Origin of the sequence: Clostridium sp. D5, from assembly GCF_000190355.1 — a bacterium.
Lineage (GTDB): Bacteria > Bacillota > Clostridia > Lachnospirales > Lachnospiraceae > Faecalicatena > Faecalicatena fissicatena_A.
Genome location: NZ_GL870809.1, coordinates 1,053,760 through 1,071,747 on the forward strand (window position 1 = coordinate 1,053,760; position 17,988 = coordinate 1,071,747).

General features: G+C 47.5%; 15 protein-coding genes. All 15 read left to right on the forward strand.

Annotated elements, in window-relative coordinates:
* The first annotated feature begins 1 nt into the window (after nt 1).
* Nucleotides 2–1,039 carry a 23S rRNA (adenine(2503)-C(2))-methyltransferase RlmN gene (rlmN, locus tag HMPREF0240_RS04515; RefSeq protein WP_009002264.1) on the forward strand — a complete coding sequence of 346 codons (1,038 nt, stop codon included), beginning with the start codon at nt 2–4 and terminating at the stop codon, nt 1,037–1,039.
* A gap of 15 nt (nt 1,040–1,054) precedes the next feature.
* Complete coding sequence (locus HMPREF0240_RS04520) at nt 1,055–1,798, forward strand: Stp1/IreP family PP2C-type Ser/Thr phosphatase (RefSeq protein WP_009002265.1); 744 nt, start codon at nt 1,055–1,057, stop codon at nt 1,796–1,798.
* Entirely contained in the window at nt 1,792–3,897 is a 2,106-nt protein-coding gene (gene pknB, locus HMPREF0240_RS04525; protein ID WP_009002266.1) for a Stk1 family PASTA domain-containing Ser/Thr kinase, read from the forward strand. The genes HMPREF0240_RS04520 and pknB overlap by 7 nt, the downstream gene beginning before the upstream one ends.
* Before the next feature lie 3 nt (nt 3,898–3,900).
* A complete protein-coding gene (gene rsgA, locus HMPREF0240_RS04530) occupies nt 3,901–4,779 on the forward strand; it encodes a ribosome small subunit-dependent GTPase A (RefSeq protein ID WP_009002267.1) in 879 nt (292 codons plus the stop codon).
* A gap of 3 nt (nt 4,780–4,782) precedes the next feature.
* The gene (rpe, locus tag HMPREF0240_RS04535) at nt 4,783–5,445 is read left to right on the forward strand and encodes a ribulose-phosphate 3-epimerase (RefSeq protein ID WP_009002268.1); all 663 of its coding nucleotides are present in this window, start codon (nt 4,783–4,785) and stop codon (nt 5,443–5,445) included.
* Entirely contained in the window at nt 5,438–6,091 is a 654-nt protein-coding gene (locus HMPREF0240_RS04540) for a thiamine diphosphokinase (protein WP_009002269.1), read from the forward strand. Before rpe ends, HMPREF0240_RS04540 begins: the two co-directional genes overlap by 8 nt.
* Before the next feature lie 134 nt (nt 6,092–6,225).
* Nucleotides 6,226–7,323 carry a redox-regulated ATPase YchF gene (gene ychF / locus HMPREF0240_RS04545; protein ID WP_009002270.1) on the forward strand — a complete coding sequence of 366 codons (1,098 nt, stop codon included), beginning with the start codon at nt 6,226–6,228 and terminating at the stop codon, nt 7,321–7,323.
* Between the two features lie 71 nt (nt 7,324–7,394).
* Nucleotides 7,395–8,342 (forward strand): prolipoprotein diacylglyceryl transferase, encoded by a 948-nt coding sequence (gene lgt, locus HMPREF0240_RS04550; RefSeq protein WP_009002271.1) that lies wholly within the window; start codon nt 7,395–7,397, stop codon nt 8,340–8,342.
* A gap of 201 nt (nt 8,343–8,543) precedes the next feature.
* Nucleotides 8,544–9,503 (forward strand): substrate-binding domain-containing protein, encoded by a 960-nt coding sequence (locus HMPREF0240_RS04555; RefSeq protein WP_035312377.1) that lies wholly within the window; start codon nt 8,544–8,546, stop codon nt 9,501–9,503.
* Between the two features lie 3 nt (nt 9,504–9,506).
* Complete coding sequence (locus HMPREF0240_RS23295) at nt 9,507–11,342, forward strand: histidine kinase (RefSeq protein ID WP_009002273.1); 1,836 nt, start codon at nt 9,507–9,509, stop codon at nt 11,340–11,342.
* Complete coding sequence (locus HMPREF0240_RS04565) at nt 11,320–12,894, forward strand: response regulator (protein WP_009002274.1); 1,575 nt, start codon at nt 11,320–11,322, stop codon at nt 12,892–12,894. Before HMPREF0240_RS23295 ends, HMPREF0240_RS04565 begins: the two co-directional genes overlap by 23 nt.
* 245 nt (nt 12,895–13,139) lie before the next feature.
* Complete coding sequence (locus tag HMPREF0240_RS04570; RefSeq protein ID WP_009002275.1) at nt 13,140–14,171, forward strand: sugar ABC transporter substrate-binding protein; 1,032 nt, start codon at nt 13,140–13,142, stop codon at nt 14,169–14,171.
* Nucleotides 14,172–14,188: 17 nt separating this feature from the next.
* A complete protein-coding gene (locus tag HMPREF0240_RS04575; RefSeq protein ID WP_009002276.1) occupies nt 14,189–15,691 on the forward strand; it encodes a sugar ABC transporter ATP-binding protein in 1,503 nt (500 codons plus the stop codon).
* Complete coding sequence (locus tag HMPREF0240_RS04580) at nt 15,688–16,659, forward strand: ABC transporter permease (protein WP_009002277.1); 972 nt, start codon at nt 15,688–15,690, stop codon at nt 16,657–16,659. The genes HMPREF0240_RS04575 and HMPREF0240_RS04580 overlap by 4 nt, the downstream gene beginning before the upstream one ends.
* Nucleotides 16,660–16,676: 17 nt before the next feature.
* Nucleotides 16,677–17,837 carry a uroporphyrinogen decarboxylase family protein gene (locus tag HMPREF0240_RS04585; protein WP_009002278.1) on the forward strand — a complete coding sequence of 387 codons (1,161 nt, stop codon included), beginning with the start codon at nt 16,677–16,679 and terminating at the stop codon, nt 17,835–17,837.
* Nucleotides 17,838–17,988: the final 151 nt, after the last annotated feature.

Sequence of the window (17,988 nt, forward strand, 5' to 3'; positions counted from 1 at the left end):
AATGAAGAAGGATATCCGAGCATATACATATGAACAATTGCAGGCGGAGATGGCTGCAATTGGGGAAAAGAAGTTCCGGGCAAAGCAGCTGTATGAATGGCTTCATGTCAAACTGGCGGGCAGCTTTGACGAGATGACGAATCTCTCCAGGGAACTCCGGGAAAAGCTGGACAGGGAGTACGAGATTCTTCCAGTCCGGATGTTGGAGCGCCAGGAGTCGCAGATGGATGGAACAAACAAGTTCCTTTTTATGCTTCATGACCAGAATGTGGTGGAGAGCGTGCTTATGAGATACAAACACGGGAATTCCGTCTGCATTTCTTCGCAGGTGGGCTGCCGCATGGGCTGCAGGTTCTGTGCATCCACCATAGGGGGGCTGGTGAGGAACCTTTCCCCCTCGGAGATGCTGGGCCAGATCTATGAGATTCAGAAGGTCACAGGGGAGAGAGTGTCCAACGTGGTGATCATGGGAACCGGAGAGCCGCTGGATAATTATGAGAACTTTCTTTGCTTTATCAGGCTGCTCACTGATGAACACGGGCTCCATATCAGCCAGCGGAACGTAACGGTCTCCACATGCGGGATTGTGCCGAAGATGCTGGAACTGGCAGAGGAGAATCTGCAGATTACACTTGCGCTCTCCCTGCACGGAACTACCCAGGAGAAGCGAAAAGAGCTCATGCCGGTTGCAAACAAATATGAGCTTTCGGATGTGCTGCATGCCTGCGATGAATATTTCCGGAAAACGGGCAGGAGAATTACCTTTGAGTACAGCCTGGTGCACGGTGTGAACGACACGGACGAAGATGCAGGGGAACTGATCCGGATCCTTAAGCCGAGAAACTGCCATCTGAATCTGATACCGGTGAATCCGGTCAAGGAACGGTCATTTGTGAGACCAAGCAGGAAAAATGCGCTTAATTTCAAAAATAAACTTGAAAAAAGTGGAATAAATGTTACTATAAGAAGGGAAATGGGTGCAGATATCGATGGTGCCTGCGGGCAGCTCAGACGACGTTATGTGCAGACAAACAACTAATAAAGGAGATATGCTATGAAGACATTTTCCATTACCGACGTTGGTATGGTACGACAAGTGAATCAAGATTATGTCTATACTACAGATAATCCGTTAGGACCTCTCCCAAACCTGTTTGTAGTAGCTGACGGTATGGGCGGACATCAGGCCGGCGATTATGCTTCAAAATATACGGTGGAGGTTCTGCAGAGAGAACTGAAGCAGAGTGACGAGGAAGATGTGGAAAAAGCGCTTATTTCCGCGATCAAGACCGCGAACCGGGAGATCATTAAAAAGGCTTCCCAGGATTCTCACCTGAAGGGGATGGGAACCACAGTGGTCGTTGCAACGATTGTAAATCAGATGATGTTTTTTGCGAATGTAGGGGACAGCAGGCTTTATCTGATCAATCAGGGAATTATACAGCTGACCAAGGACCATTCACTGGTGGAAGAGATGGTACGTCTCGGCGGCATCAAGCCGGAGGAGGCAAAGCACCATCCGGATAAGAATATTATTACAAGGGCTATTGGAGCCAAGGACAGCGTGGAGGTAGACTTTTATGAGCACCGCCTGAAAAAGGGAGACATCATTCTGATGTGTACAGACGGTCTCAGCAATATGGTAGAAGATGAGGAATTATTCCACATCGTACAGGGGGGCAGAGACATTGTGGAAGCAGCAGAGTCTCTGGTAGAAACAGCAAAAGAAAACGGCGGTACGGACAATATAGGGATTGTCCTGGTAGAACCGTTTGCGGATGAGGTGAGTATATGTTAAAAGAAGGAGTATTTTTAGGGAAACGTTATGAAATACTGAGCCGTATTGGTTCGGGCGGAATGGCGGATGTGTATAAGGGGAAAGACCATAAACTGAATCGTTATGTGGCGATTAAGGTATTAAAAAGTGATTTTCGTACAGATGAGATTTTTATCCAGAAGTTTTTAAGCGAGGCCCAGGCAGCAGCAGGCCTGATGCACCCCAATGTGGTAAATGTCTACGATGTGGGGCAGGACCGGGGTCTGTACTATATGGTCATGGAACTGGTTGAGGGAATCACTTTAAAGGAATATATTGAAAAAAAGGGTAAACTTACCGCGAAAGAGACTATCAGCATTTCTATACAGATGGTGACAGGTATTCAGGCTGCGCATAATCAGCATATCGTTCACCGTGATATCAAACCTCAGAACATCATTATTTCCAAAGAAGGAAAAGTCAAAGTGACGGACTTTGGGATTGCGCGGGCAACGACAGCCACCAATACCATCAGCACCAATGTCATGGGTTCCGTACATTACACCTCGCCTGAACAGGCCAGAGGTGGCATTGTAGATGAAAAAAGTGATATTTATTCGGCCGGCATCACCATGTATGAGATGATCACCGGCCATGTACCGTTTGATGGGGACTCTACCGTATCCGTAGCAATCAAGCATCTGCAGGAGGAGATTATATCTCCCGCGGAGGAAGTGCCGGATATTCCGTACAGCCTGGAATGCATTATCATGAAATGTACGCAGAAGAATCCGGAACGCAGATATCTGAACTGTCAGGCGCTGATCCTGGATCTGAAGCGTTCTCTTGTCAGTCCGGAGGGCAATTTTGTTAACATGTCTCCGTATGGTGCCGGCTCGGATACGACGGTTGTGATGTCGACGGAAGAGATGGAACGGATACAGGACCGCGATTACGGCGCTGATTATGATGATGACGATTATGATAACGATGACTATGATAATGATGATTACGATGATGATTACGATTATGACAGCGATGAGTACGACAGCGATGAAGACGATGATTACAGGCGGGACAGCAGGAAGAAAAACGATGTAGATCCGAATACGAAGAAGATCATGAAGATATTGATGATCGTGGCGGCTGTTATAATTGCTTTTATCCTGCTTTTTATGATAGGAAAGGCTGCGGGGCTGTTTAAGGGCGGCACCGGAACGAAGACTACACAGACGGACACGCAGGTGTCGGTTCCTGATCTGGTTGGCATGACTGAAGATGAAGCAAAGGCGGCACTTTCGAAGAAGAATCTGGGCTATCACGTGTCCGGGCGGGAGGCGTCCGACAAGTACGACAAGGGTGTTATTATCCGACAGGAGACGGATGCCAAGACAAAGGTGGATAAGAATACACAGATTAACGTAGTGGTCAGCAGCGGAAAAGAAGAAAAGATGGTTATGGTTCCGAGCGTAGTCGGACTGGATGAGGCCGAGGCACAGAAAATGCTGGATGACGCTAATCTCGTGGTGGATTCCAAAGCGTCATATGACAGCAGCGTGGAGGAAGGAAAGGTTATATCAACAGATCCGTCTTCCGGCACAGAAGTGAAAGAAGGCAGCAAGGTGACAATGATCGTCAGCATGGGCGCCGAAAAGGTAGCGGTACCGAATCTGGTTGATTTGAGCCAGGAGGATGCAGAAGCGGCACTGACGGCAGTGGGACTTGTTGGAAGCGCTACCGAAGATTATAGTGATAAGTATGAAGCGGGTATTGTTATGTCGCAGAAAACCAAGGCCGATAAGAAAGTGGATGCGGGGACAACGGTTGAGTATGTTGTCAGCAAGGGGCCGAAGGTGGAGATGGTGACGGTGCCACAGCTGATTGGATACAGTGAGGAAGATGCAGTGCAGAGACTGACAGCGAAGGGCTTACAGGCAGGGGCAGTTACATCAGAGTCGAGCAATACTGTAATGGCTGGTTATGTCATTTATCAGTCTGCACCATCCGGAAGTCAGATGGAAAAAGGTTCAAGCGTTGATTTTGTTGTGAGTTCAGGTCCTGAAGCAACTCCGGATCCGGAGAATCCGAGTGACGGAGGCGGAACAGGAAATGGTACTGGCGGCACCACAGAAGGTTATTAATTTATGCAGGGAAAGATTATAAAGGGAATTGCCGGATTCTACTACGTACACGTAGTAGAATCCGGTATTTATGAGTGTAAAGCAAAAGGTGTATTCAGAAAAGAAAAGATCAAACCTCTGGTGGGAGACGATGTGGACATCGAGATTCTGGATGCGGCAGAAAAGACAGGAAATATTGTTCAGATACTGTCCAGAAAGAACGAACTGATCCGTCCCGCAGTGGCAAACGTTGACCAGGCGCTGGTAGTGTTTGCGGTGACTGAGCCGAAGCCTCATTTTAACCTGCTGGACAGGTTTCTTGTTATGATGGAGAGCAAGGAGATTCCGGTGGTTCTGTGCTTTAATAAGAAGGACATAGCCACACAGCCGGAACTGAAAGAACTGCAGGAGATTTACAGGGCCTGCGGATATCAGGTGATATTTACCAGCGCCCTGAATGAAGAGAATATCGGGATTGTAAAAGACGTGCTTTTAGGAAAGACAACAGTAATTGCCGGGCCTTCCGGTGTGGGAAAATCTTCCCTGATCAATCTGCTCCAGACGGAGATCCAGATGGAGACGGGCAGTATCAGCAGGAAGATTGCAAGAGGAAAGCATACGACCAGGCATTCGGAGCTGATAACGATAGACGGGAATTCCTACATTATGGATACGCCTGGTTTTAGTTCCCTGTATGTCAATGATTTTGAAAAGGGGGATCTCAAGTACTATATCAGAGAGTTTGCCCCATATGAAGGCAAGTGCCGGTTTAACGGGTGTGATCATGTGCACGAGCCTGGCTGTGCCGTAAAAGCAGCGGTAGAAAATGGAGAGATCCATACCATACGGTATGAGGATTATCTGGAAATGTATCAGGAATTACAGGAAAAGAAGAGGTATTAGCTTATGAAAAACATTTTGGCACCATCTATTTTATCGGCGGATTTTAAAATTTTAGGGGAACAGATACGGATCACTTCAGATCATGGGGCAGAGTATCTGCATTTTGATGTTATGGACGGGATGTTCGTTCCCAGTATTTCTTTTGGAATGCCCGTGCTGAAATCAATCCAGGGAGTGAGTTCTCAGGTGATGGATGTGCATCTGATGGTAACAGATCCGGGGCGCTATGTGGAGGATTTTCAGGAAGCCGGAGCAGATATTCTGACGGTTCATCTGGAGGCATGTGAGGATGTGCAGGCCGTGCTGGACAAAATCCATGCATGCGGCATAAAGGCGGGGGTTTCGATCAAGCCCGCTACACCGGTGGAAGAGCTGCTTCCTGTTCTGGATCAGGCGGAAATGTTTCTGATCATGAGTGTGGAGCCGGGATTTGGCGGACAGGCATTTATCCCGGAATCACTGGAGAAGATTAAAAACCTGCGTTCTATGCTGGATGAGCGTGGACTGAATGCAGACATCGAGGTTGACGGCGGGATTTACCAGAGCAATGTAAAAGAAGTTCTGGATGCCGGTGCGAATATAATTGTTGCAGGTTCTGCGGTATTTAAAGGCGGGATTGCAGAAAATGTTACAGGATTAATGGAGATTTTAAAAGAAAATGAATAAACGAACAGTGATCGTCAGCGGCGGGGTTCTGGAGGAAGAGTTTGCCGCTGCTATCTTAAAGGATGAGAAGACGGAATTTATTATCGGCGTGGACAGAGGACTCATCTTCCTTTACGAGCATAATATCCTCCCCGACTATATTGTAGGCGACTTTGACAGTGCGCCTGCGGAAGTCATTGCTTACTATAAAGAAGAGACAAAGGTACCGATCCGGGAATTTAATCCCGTGAAGGATGCATCTGATACAGAAATTGCGTTGAGGCTGTGCCTGGATCTGCGCAGGCAGAACATTCTGATACTGGGCGGAACCGGCACCAGGCTGGATCATGTATGGGCGAATGTACAGACCCTGAAAGTGGCGCTGGATGCCGGTGCGGATGCCAGGATTGTGGACGGGCATAATCGGATACGGCTTCTGAAAGAGGGGCTGGTTCTAAAAAAAGAGGAAGCCTATGGTCCGTATTTTTCCGTATTTCCTCTGGGCGGCGAGGTGGAGGACTTTAACATAACAGGAGCCAAATATCCGCTGAGCCATCATATACTGACGCCCTTTGACAGCCTGTGTGTCAGCAATGAGATAGAGGACGATGAAGTGAAGATCTCATTTCCGTATGGGATTGTTGTATTGATGGAGACACGGGACTGATGCTGGCGGAGCTGATCATGTAATCTGGTTAATAGAAAAATATATCCGAAGGGTGGTCTGTAAGACGTGTCCTTCGGACAGATCTGGAGCAAAGCTGCAGGAAAAAAGATTAAGATACAGAGAGGATTTGACTTATGAAATTAGGAATTGTTGGATTACCCAATGTTGGGAAAAGTACGTTGTTTAACTCTTTAACAAAGGCGGGAGCTGAATCAGCGAACTATCCGTTCTGCACGATAGACCCGAATGTGGGCGTTGTGACAGTGCCGGACAAGCGACTGGATGTGCTGGGGGAAATGTACCACACGAAGAAGATTGTTCCTGCGGCCATTGAATTTGTAGATATAGCGGGCCTTGTAAAAGGTGCATCCAAAGGGGAAGGTCTGGGCAACCAGTTTCTGGCAAACATTCGTGAAGTAGACGCGATCGTACATGTTGTAAGATGTTTCGAGGACAGCAACATCGTACATGTGGACGGCAGCATCGACCCGCTGCGGGATATAGAAACAATCAACCTGGAGCTGATTTTCTCAGATCTGGAAATCCTGGAGAGAAGAATTGCAAAGACTGTGAAGGTGGCAAGAAACGATAAGTCAGCCGCAAAAGAACTGGGACTTCTGGAGCGGATCAAAGCGCATCTGGAAGAGAACAAAATGGGGAAAAGCTTCAGCACAGATGATGATGACGAACAGGAATGGCTGGAGAGCTATAACCTGCTGACCCGCAAGCCGGTGATCTTTGCGGCAAACGTAACCGAGGATGTTCTGGCAGACGATGGCGCGTCCAACACCGGTGTAAAGGCGGTACGCGAATATGCCGAACAGGAAGAATGTGAAGTATTTGTAGTTTGTGCCCAGATAGAGCAGGAAATCGCAGAGCTGGATGATGAAGAGAAAAAAATGTTTTTGGAAGATTTAGGATTAGAAGAGTCAGGACTGGAGAAACTGATAAAAGCCAGTTACCATCTCCTTGGCCTGATCAGCTACCTGACGGCAGGAGAGCCGGAGGTCCGTGCATGGACAATCAAGCGCGGTACAAAAGCACCCCAGGCTGCCGGGAAGATACATTCCGACTTTGAACGCGGGTTCATCCGGGCGGAAATCGTAAGCTACGATGATCTGATGGCATGTGGAACACATGCAGCAGCCAAAGAAAAAGGACTTGTCAGACTGGAAGGAAAAGAATACGTAGTACAGGACGGAGACATTATTTTGTTTCGCTTTAACGTATAGATTGCGTAGGGGTCTGACCCCTTTGCCAAAGGGGTCAGACCCCTAAAGGGAGCACAAAAGGAGTATAGGATATGCATTATAATATAAACTTCCCGCATTTGGGGATTCATCTGGAACATGTGGGTAAATCGATTACTGTTTTTGGATTTGACATTGCTTATTACGGGATTATTATTGGATGTGCGATTCTGATCGGTTTTTTGATTGCCACATCCGAGGCGAAGCGGACGAGGCAAAATCCGGAAGACTATCTGGATATGGGAATCATCGGCGTTGTCTGTGGTATTGTGGGTGCAAGACTATACTATGTAGCATTCTCCTGGGATATGTATAAGGACAACCTCCTTGATATTCTGAACCTTCGTGAGGGTGGACTGGGGATATACGGCGGTGTGATAGCAGCGGTAATTACAGTGCTGGTTTTTGCAAGGGTGAAAAAATTAAGTGCGCCCCAGATCTTTGATACGGTCGCGATGGCTCTTGTGAACGGACAGATGCTGGGACGCTGGGGAAATTTCTTCAACCGTGAAGCTTTCGGAGGATATACGGACAGTCTGTTCGCCATGCAGCTGCCCTTAGATGCAGTACGGACCAGCGATGTAACAGAGACCATGAGAGCAAATATACAGGTGATAGACGGGGTGAACTATATTCAGGTCCACCCAACCTTTTTATATGAGTCTCTCTGGTGCCTGGCAATATTTATTCTCCTGTTCATTTACAGAAAACATAAGAAATATGAGGGAGAACTGTTTCTGCTGTATCTCTTCGGATATGGTCTTGGCAGAGCATGGATTGAAGGCCTGAGAACAGATCAGCTCCTAATACCGGGGATTGGTTTCCCTGTTTCTCAGCTGCTTGCAGGAATTATCGTTGTAGTGACCGGAGCAATGCTGATTTACTTCCGCAAAAATCATAAAAGGGCCCCCTTTATGAAAAGCGGCAAAACATACGAACCAAAGCCGGACAAACCGGTAGGCAAAAAAAGACCCCGGGCAAAAGACAGGCTGTTTAAATAAAGGCTCAAACCGGCCTGACCGTACAGCACAAAACAATTCAGGCGCTCTAATCCTGTAAACAACAAAATAAACTGGGAATATAAACTGCCATTTAAATTAAACAAAACAAGCGAAAGGGCTGTTGCAATAAATGATGAATAATCATTATCTGCAACAGCCCTTTCACATATGTTATAATTGATTTTAACTAAGGAGGTGTCTATGGGCAAAAAAAGTATATGGGCAGCGGTCCTCATAGCCGTATGTGCCCTTGCAGGTATTTTTTTATTATATCAGAACGAAAACGAACCGGAAAAAAAGGAACCTGTCCAGATTGCCGTGTCTTTCTGTGATACTGCCAATTCCCGGACGACAGCGATCTGGCAGGACGTGCTGGACAGCATCCAGAGAGCAGAAATGTCGGTTGAGTGGCGAAGTGCCGATGCCGATGCGGACAAGCAGAAGAAAGATGTCCGGGAGCTGCTGGAATACAGCCCCGAGTACCTGGTCGTTATGCCGGTCCAGACACGGGGGCTGGAGGAGGAACTGCTTCAGGCAGAAGCGGCAAAGACAAAGATCATATTACTGGACCGGACCATCGATAATTTTAAAAATATTTCGGTACTGGCTGAGGTGCGGACAGATGCCGTGTGGGAGGGCGAGGAGTGCGCCCGGCTGCTGGCCGATTTTTTTGACGGCAGGGAAGGGGCCGTTCTGGAGATCAGCGGGGAGAAGGGATCCTCTATTAATAAGATGCACAGTACCGGTTTCAGGAACCGGCTGAGAGATTATGAAAACCTGGAGATCGCTGGAATTACAGAGGGCGGCGGTGACAGAGGGACTGCGCGCAATAATGTGCTCAGTTACTTTCTAAGCAGCCCTGGTACTGTCAATGCCGTTTTTGCCAATACAGATGAAGAAGGAATCGGCGCTATAGATGCACTGGAGGAGCTGGGACTTCGGGGAGAGGTGCCTGTTGTTTCAATCAACGGAGTGAAGGACGTGAAGAATGCAATCGGCGCCGGAGGTTATCTTGGATGTGTGGAGGCTGTTCCCTATCTTGGCGAAACGCTGATGGAAGTGATTCAAAAAGATCAGGCAAAGACACGGCAGGACGATGAAAACATACTGAGAGGTACCGTCTATACGGCGGAAAACCTGAGTCAGATGCAGGGGTATTAGCTTATGAAGAAAAAATCAATAAGGGATAAACTGCTGAAAAATTTTTCGCTGTTCTCTTTGATTCCTGTCATCATTTTCTGTATTGTCATGCTGATCTATATCGCCTCCAATGTTCAGGGGAAGAGAAAAGATTCTGTCTGCTCGGATCTGGAACATCAGGCCACCCAGCTTGACAAGGTCCTGCTGCAGGCCTACCAGATCGGGCAGACGGTTGCAGAAGACGAGATGGTGAACCAGGAACTGGCGGGCAGCTTCAAAAGCGAAAGACAACGCTATGAAAGTGAAATCAGACTGAACAGCCAATTACTGGGTATTTCCAGATATTTTGACGAGAATATCAAGGTCTATATAGTGGGGGAAAACGGGGGAGTATATAAAAACAGCCCTTATTCCCTCGAAGAAAAAGAGTATGAGAGAGAAGCATGGTATGAACAGATCAAGGAGTCCGGGGAGCCCAGCTGGTTTGAACTACATAGTAAGTCGTATTTTGTGAAAACGGAAGAAAAAGAATTTATTTCACTGGGGATACCGGTGAGTGAAGAAAAAACGGGACGTATTCTGGGCTGTGTCATGGTGGAAATCGGAGTCTTTGACATACTCCACACCGCGGAAACTCAGGAGGAACAGGGAAATCTTTATCTGTTCTATCCCGACACGAATATCAAAATCATTGACGGTCAGGTGGAACTGTATGACAATGACAGGGTTACCCTGATACAGAAAGATGGTATAGCAGGACACGAACAGGTGGAGGCGGAACAGCCGGAAATCCTGGAGACGGCAAAGTTTCTGACATACTGGAAGAAGGATTTCCAGGAAAAGGGGTTTGGCCAGGTTGCCAGATTTGTCACGGCATATCAGCAGCTCAATGCAAATGACTGGATTCTGGCATATAGTATGCCTAAGGTAGAGTATTACCGGCTTCTGATTAGTGTGCTAATTGTATCTGTGCTAGTAACGGTCATTCTGATTCTCATCGCATATTCGGTATCATGCCGCGTATCGGGCAGTATCACAAGGCCTATACTTTCGCTGAAAGAAGATGTAGAGAAAGTGCAGGAGGGTAATTTTGAGATTGTGGTGTCCTGTGAATCGGAGGATGAAATTGGAGAGCTGGCCCAGCAGTTTAACGAGATGGTCACGGAAATCCGGAATCTGATGGACCGCATACAGACAGAGCATGAGCGTCAGCGCCACTATGAACTGCTTCTGCTTCAGGCCCAGATCAATCCCCATTTCCTGTATAATACGCTGGATTCCCTCATGTGGCTGATACGTATGGAAAATCATGCAGATGCGGAAAAGATGCTGGAAGCGCTGACGCGGTTCTTTAAAACCGGCCTGAATAAGGGCAGGGAGATTGTTTCAGTAAAACAGGAGATCTCCAACGTGGAAAGTTATCTGACGATACAGCTTATGCGGTATAAGAAAAAGTTGTCGTTTTCGATTGCTATGGATGAAGAGATCCGGGACTTTAAGGTACCAAAGCTGATCCTTCAGCCACTGGTGGAAAATGCTGTATACCATGGACTCAAAGGAAAAGAGCAGGGCGGCAGTATTGCAGTGGACTGCAGAAAGAGAGACGGTGTGATCGTGCTGTGCGTATCAGATGACGGGCTGGGGATGGATGAAGAGCAAAGAAAACAGATCCAGAAGCAATTGTCGGAAGGGATTGTGGAGGAATCTGAGAGCTACGGCCTTACAAATGTGAATGAGCGTCTGAAGTTTTTCTTTGGGGACAGTTGTACGATGTCCGTGGAGAGCGCACAAAATGAAGGCACTAAAGTCTGGATTGAGATAAGAGAGGAAGAGGTATATGTACAAAATCGTGATAGCTGATGATGATGAGATCCAGCTCCAGGGAATGTGCTGCGCGTTTCCCTGGGCGGAACTGGATATAGAGGTCGCGGCGGGAGTGGATGACGGAGATAAGGCACTGGAAGCAGTGGTGGAAATGCGCGCAGATATCCTTCTGACTGATATAAAAATGTCGAATATGGACGGGCTGCACCTGACGGAGCAGATACGCCGCCTCAGTCCCGATACGCGGGTTGTAATTATGAGCGCATACGATGATTTTCAGTTTGCCCAGAAAGCATTGAGGCTTGGCGTGGACGATTATCTGCTGAAGCCGGTGGATCTGCATCAGATGAGAGAGACCATGCATCAGATTGTATTTCAGAAAGAAGAAGAGAAGAGACGGGCAGAAGCAGAAAAGCGCAGCAAAAGACTGGGGGAGATGGTGCCAGCGGATGAGGAGATACTGGAAGAGACCTTTTTCCAGAATGTTCTGAACAGGACGTATTCCAGGGAGGCATGCAAAAGGCTGGAGACTCCATACCTGCATTGCCCGCGGCAGAAATGGATGGTGCTGGAAGCGGTGTTCGAGGGTCTGGAGGAAAGCACCGGAAAGCATAAGGTACTCACAGAGGTCAGCAGTCAGTGGGATTACCGATATGTCCGGAGCCTTGGATATCATCTGATCTGCTGTTATGGGACGGAGCACGAACTTCCAGAGAAGGTGGAACGCTTTAAAGAGGAGTGCAGAGAACAGTTGAGAATAGTGGAACCCTCGGCATCAGTCACGTTTATCAAGGGCTCTGTTGTATCAGAACTTTACTATCTGAGCCTCTCCTACGAGAAAATCCTGCAGATCAGGAGCTATGAGTTTGACGGCAAAAATAACGGGGACTTATCGGAAAAGGATCTGGACAGGTATTTTAATGAAAATCATACCGTAAATAAAACGCTGGCGGAGTATCTTGCAAAGCTGGTCTCCATGGGGAATACGGACATGCTTCCCGAGTACGTGGACAAGCTGAAAAACAACCTGAAATATGCGGGAAATGATTCGATTCTGATGCTTTCATTTTCCCTCAGCGCCATATTGGGGGAGCTGAAAGGAACGGCCGGACTTGCGGATAAGGGAGAAAATGGCCTGGATGAGCTGTACTATAGAATTATCAGGCAGAATTCACTGGATGAGGCAATGGAACTTTTGGAATCGGAGCTGCAAAGGCTGGCCGAAACGGCAAGAGGGCAGGAGAGTATTACGGTCCGGCAGAGTGTGCAGAGAGCATGTAATTACATTGAAGAACATTTTTCTGACCCGGCGCTGCGAATCGGGGAGGTGGCTGTGGAGGTGGGGCTGAGCCAGAGCTATTTCAGCGCTGTTTTCACGGAAGTGACAGGGGAGAGTTTTACGGATTATCTGATTGAACGGAGAATGAAGGAGGCGCAGCTGCTTCTGATGAATTCGGACTATAAGATTCAGGAGATTGGCTATAAGGCCGGTTATGATAATCCTGCCTATTTCAGTGCGGCCTTTAAGAAGTTTACGGGTGTCAGTGTGTCAAGGTATAAGGATATGATAAAACGGGAATTCGACTGAGGAAAAACGCGGTATGAAGGCTTCACAGCCGGATTGGTACCGGATGAAAAGACAGGTGGGGCGTATAACCTGTGATTTCATCCGGTTTTTATTTCCGTGGGATGTGAGCTGCAGTTTAAGGTTTAGAAATAATATGAATGATTAAAAGACCGTATGATTTCTAAAGGTTATCGTATGATATTGGATTATCAAAAAGGAAGACAAAATTTATAATAAGAGTATCTTAAGTGGAAGGAGAAAAAAGTATGAAAAAGAAGATTTTAAGTGTGTTGGTAGCAGCGGTAATGGTATTCTCACTGGGGGCCTGCGGGCTTGTGAAAACATCGGATGATTCCCAGAGCAGCGGGGATGCGGGCAAGAAAGACGGGGAGAACAAAACCCTGAAGGTAGGTTATACCGTACAGAGTATGGAGAATGCGTATTTTGTTTCCATCGTGGAGGGAATGAAAGCGGCAGCAAAGGAAAAGGGAATTGACCTGGTGGTTGCGGATGCAGCGGCAGATGCGTCCAAACATATCAGCCAGATCGAGGATTTTGTTTCCCAGGGTGTGGACGCAATCATTATAAGCCCTGTTGACCAGGAAGCTCCTGCAGATGCGGTGAAGAAAGCACAGGATGCAGGGATTCCGGTGATCAGCCTGGATCAGGAAGTAAAGGGCTCGGATGCATTTTTCGGAATCGATGAGTCAGAATACGGAAGACTCGGCGGTGAACTGGCAGGACAGTGGCTGAATGAAAAAGAAAGCGACGGAACAATCGATGAGATTGTGAATGATAAGGACGAAATCGAAGTGGTTGTTGTACGTTACGACCAGATACCATCGGTCATCAAGCGTGCAGACGGTCTGAAAAAGGGCCTGGAGGATACATATACCGGAGATAAAAAAATCAACTATGTATATGAGCAGAATGCTGCGGATGCGGATACAGGATACAATCTGTCTGAGACGGCGCTCACTTCCAATCCGAAAGTATCCATGTTTATCTGCATTAACGATTCCTCTGCGCTCGGTGTGTACGAATCCTGTCTGACGCATAAGGAACATACACCGGACAATACATGTATCATCGGCCTGGACGCGCTTCCGGAGGCACTGAAGCTGATCTCACAGGATACGATGTACAAGGGAACGGTAGATATCAAACCGGCAGAGAAAGGCGCGGATGTGCTGGATCTGGTACAGGATGTTATTAAGAACGGGCCGAAATCCGAAATGATCGTGTATGATATGAGCCAGGTTACAAAGGAAAATATTGGAGATTACGATATTAAATAGTATAAGGTGAGGGCAGAATGATGGAGCAGAACATACTGGAGTTAAAACATATTACAAAGCTTTATCCCGGAGTAGTGGCCCTCGATGATGTCTCCCTGGGTTTTGCCCGGGGAGAAGTGCATGCCATTGTCGGTGAAAACGGTGCAGGAAAATCTACTTTCATAAAGGTGATCACAGGTGCCATCCAGCCGACTTCCGGGGAAGTAGTGTTTGAAGGCAGGGCAATCGAAGACAATTCGCCGCAGAAATCGATGGGGCTGGGAATCACGGCAATCTATCAGGAACTGAATCTTCTGAAACACCTGTCTGTTGCTGAGAATATTTATTATAACCGTTACAGGAAAAAGCATGGAATGATCGACTTCAGAGGTATGGAGTCTGATGCTTCGAAGGTGATAGCAAGGCTTGGTGTCAAGATAGACCCCAAAGTGCTTGTGAAGGAGCTTTCCGTAGGGTATCAGCAGCTGGTGGAAATTGCAAAGGCGCTGTCCCAGGATGTGAAAGTTATGATCATGGATGAGCCGTCGGCGGCGCTGACAAATAACGAACTGGAGTATCTGTTCGAGATCGTCAGAACACTGAAAAAAGAAGGGATGGCAATCCTTTATATTTCCCACCGCATGGAGGAGATCTTTGAACTGTGTGACAAAGTATCTGTATTCAGGGACGGACACTATATCCAGACTATGGATGTAAAGGACACGAATCAGGAGGAGCTGATCCGGCTGATGGTTAACAGGGAACTTAAAGACACTTTTCCGGAGTTTATTTCACACAGAGGCGAAAAAGTGCTGGAAGTAAAGCATCTGTCCACAGAGCTTTTAAGAGATGTTTCCTTTTCGGCGTACCGCGGGGAACGCCTGGGATTTGCAGGTCTTGTGGGAGCGGGAAGAACCGAGACTGCGAGGGCGGTTTATGGGGCCGACCGGACATTGGAAGGGGAGATATGGATTCAGGGCCAGCGCGTCAAAATACAGACGCCCGAGGATGCGATCCGCCACAAAATTGCACTGATTCCGGAGGACAGAAAACAGCAGGGATTATTTTTGAACATGTCGGTCAAGGATAACATCAGTTTTGCTTATGCACCTCATCTGACGAACGCGCTAGGAATTATTAAAGGAAAAAAGGAAGAGGAAATCTGCAGGCAGCAGATCACAAAGCTGACAGTCAAGACTCCGTCTGACAGACAGCTGGTGAAAAATTTAAGCGGAGGCAACCAGCAGAAGGTAATTCTTGGAAAATGGCTTTTGATGAACTGCGATATCCTCATTTTTGATGAGCCGACCCGCGGAATTGATGTGGGGGCAAAACAGGAGATATACGAACTGATCAACCAGCTTGCCAGCCAGGGGAAAGTGGTGATCCTCATTTCCTCGGAGCTGCCGGAGCTGATCGGCATGTCGGACAGAGTAATCGTCATGGCAGAGGGACGAATATCCGGTGAATTAGAGAAAGAGGAAATTAATCAGGAAAAAATATTAGAATTAGCTTCAAAAGCACAGGAGGTTTCGAGATGACAGAATGGATACGCGAAAAAGGAAAGAAGATAGAATGGAATAATATGGGCATCATTATAGCGCTGGCGGCTATGATCCTGTTTTTTTCCATCTCTACGACCTCATTTTTAACACCAAATAATCTGGCAAATATTGCAAGGCAGATCTCGATCGTAGGTATCTGTGCGGTGGGGATGACCTGTGTGATCCTGACAGGGGGAATCGACCTGTCAATTGGTTCACTGATCGGGATTGTCGTTGTTACCTGTGCGACGCTGATGAGCAGCGGGGTAAATCCGATTCTGGTTGTTCTCGTTGGATTTATCATCGGAGCAGTGATCGGACTAATCAACGCTACCTGCATTACATATCTGAAAATCCCCCCGATTATAACCACTCTTGGTATGATGATAAGCCTGCGGGGAGCAACATATTTAATTTCCGGCGGCATGCCTATTTACGGGATTCCGGAGGGCTTTAAAATACTGGGGCAGGGAAGCATCGGACTGGTGCCCATTTCCATGCTTATTATGGTCATTGTCTTTATATTCGGTTATATCATGCTCAATAAGACTGTCTTTGGCCGGCGGATCTATGGCATAGGCGGAAACGAGGAGACGACAAGGCTTTCAGGCGTGAATGTGAAAAAAGAGATTTATAAAATCTATATAATGGTTGGTATGCTCGGCGCACTTGCCTCCCTGATCCTGATGTCCCGTGTAAACAGCGGACAGCCCAGTGCAGGAGACGGTTACGAGATGGACATCATCACCGCGGTAGTGCTGGGAGGCGTCAGCGTAAGCGGAGGTGAGGGAAAGCTTTCAAAGGTTATTGTGGGAGTCATCTTCATGGGAGTCCTGGCAAACGGTATGATGATGCTGAATATTAACGAATACTGGCAGAGGGTTGTGAAGGGAATCGTACTGATCGTGGCGGTTGCCGTGGATATCCGGTCAAGAGAAAAGAAAGCAAAGCTGAAGGCAGCATAAATTTGGAGGTCGATTTTATGGAAAATACAAATTTTGATACCCAAAGGGCATGCCGCAATTCATGCCCTGCGGGCGGGTCCGCAGTAAACTGCGGAACAATGTATGATCTGGGTCTGGAAACGAAACCGGATTTTGTAGAATGTATGAAGCGCATATATGCATGGTATGACGGCGAAATTCTGGACCGTGTGCCCATAAGGTTTTCAGCCCACAATGAGGAATATGATACAGACGATTCAACAGGCAGCTGGAGCAGCCTGAAACAAAGGTGGTTCGATACAGAGTATCAGGTGTCAGCCTTTGAAAAGAAAGTATATGCAAACCAGTGGCTGGGCGAAACATTCCCCATATACTTTCCGAATTTGGGGCCCAACTTTTTCGCCGCAGTACTTGCCGGCTGCGAACTGGAATTCGGGGAAGTAACTTCCTGGTGCGAGCCGCAGATTTTCTGTGAGGAAGATCTTGAAAAGATCCGTTTCCATCCGGAGAGTGAATACTATCAGAAAATGCTGGAGATGATGGATTATGCTCTGGAGCGGTGTGAGGGCCGGTTTATGGTGGGCTATACGGATATGCATCCGAGCCTGGACTGTGCCGCAGCCCTGCGGGGGACCCAGGAGTTGTGCATGGATATGTACGATGACATGGACTTTATAAAAAAAATGGTACAAAAATGTTTTGAACCTTTTTTCCCCATGATGGAAGTATTCCACGAAAAATTAAAAGCAAAAAGGCAGCTGTCCGTCTCCTGGATGGATATCCCCTCCTACGGGACAATGCATATCCCGAGCTGTGACACCGGGGCCATGATCTCCAAAGATTTTTTTAATGAGATCTCACTGCCTTACATCAAAAAAGAGAGTGAACACTTTGAACACAATATCTTTCATCTGGACGGAAAAGGCGTTGCAAACCATATCGACGAAATCCTGAAAATCGATCAGATCCAGGCTATCCAGTGGGTACAGGGCGTAGGTGCAGATAAGCCCATCATGCAGTGGGTACCGTTTATCAAAAAGATTCAGGCAGCAGGCAAAAGCATAGTCGTTGACCTGGAACTGCAGGAACTGGAAGGGTTTATAGATGCAGTATCCCCGAAGGGAATCTATCTGTGTATGAATGAAAAAAATCCGGAACAGCAGAAACGCGTCATAAACCGGCTACTAAGGTGGGTTTAGCGGATGAGCTTTAGTCTCATTTGCGGATGGGGGGACGCTGATGACAAGGCGAGTCTGGCGCGCGGCGGGGCAATGTCTGCTGGTGAAATGTCCTGACACTTCGCGAAGAAGCTGTAGAAGAAAATGGGAGAAAAATGGAGGTACATGCCGC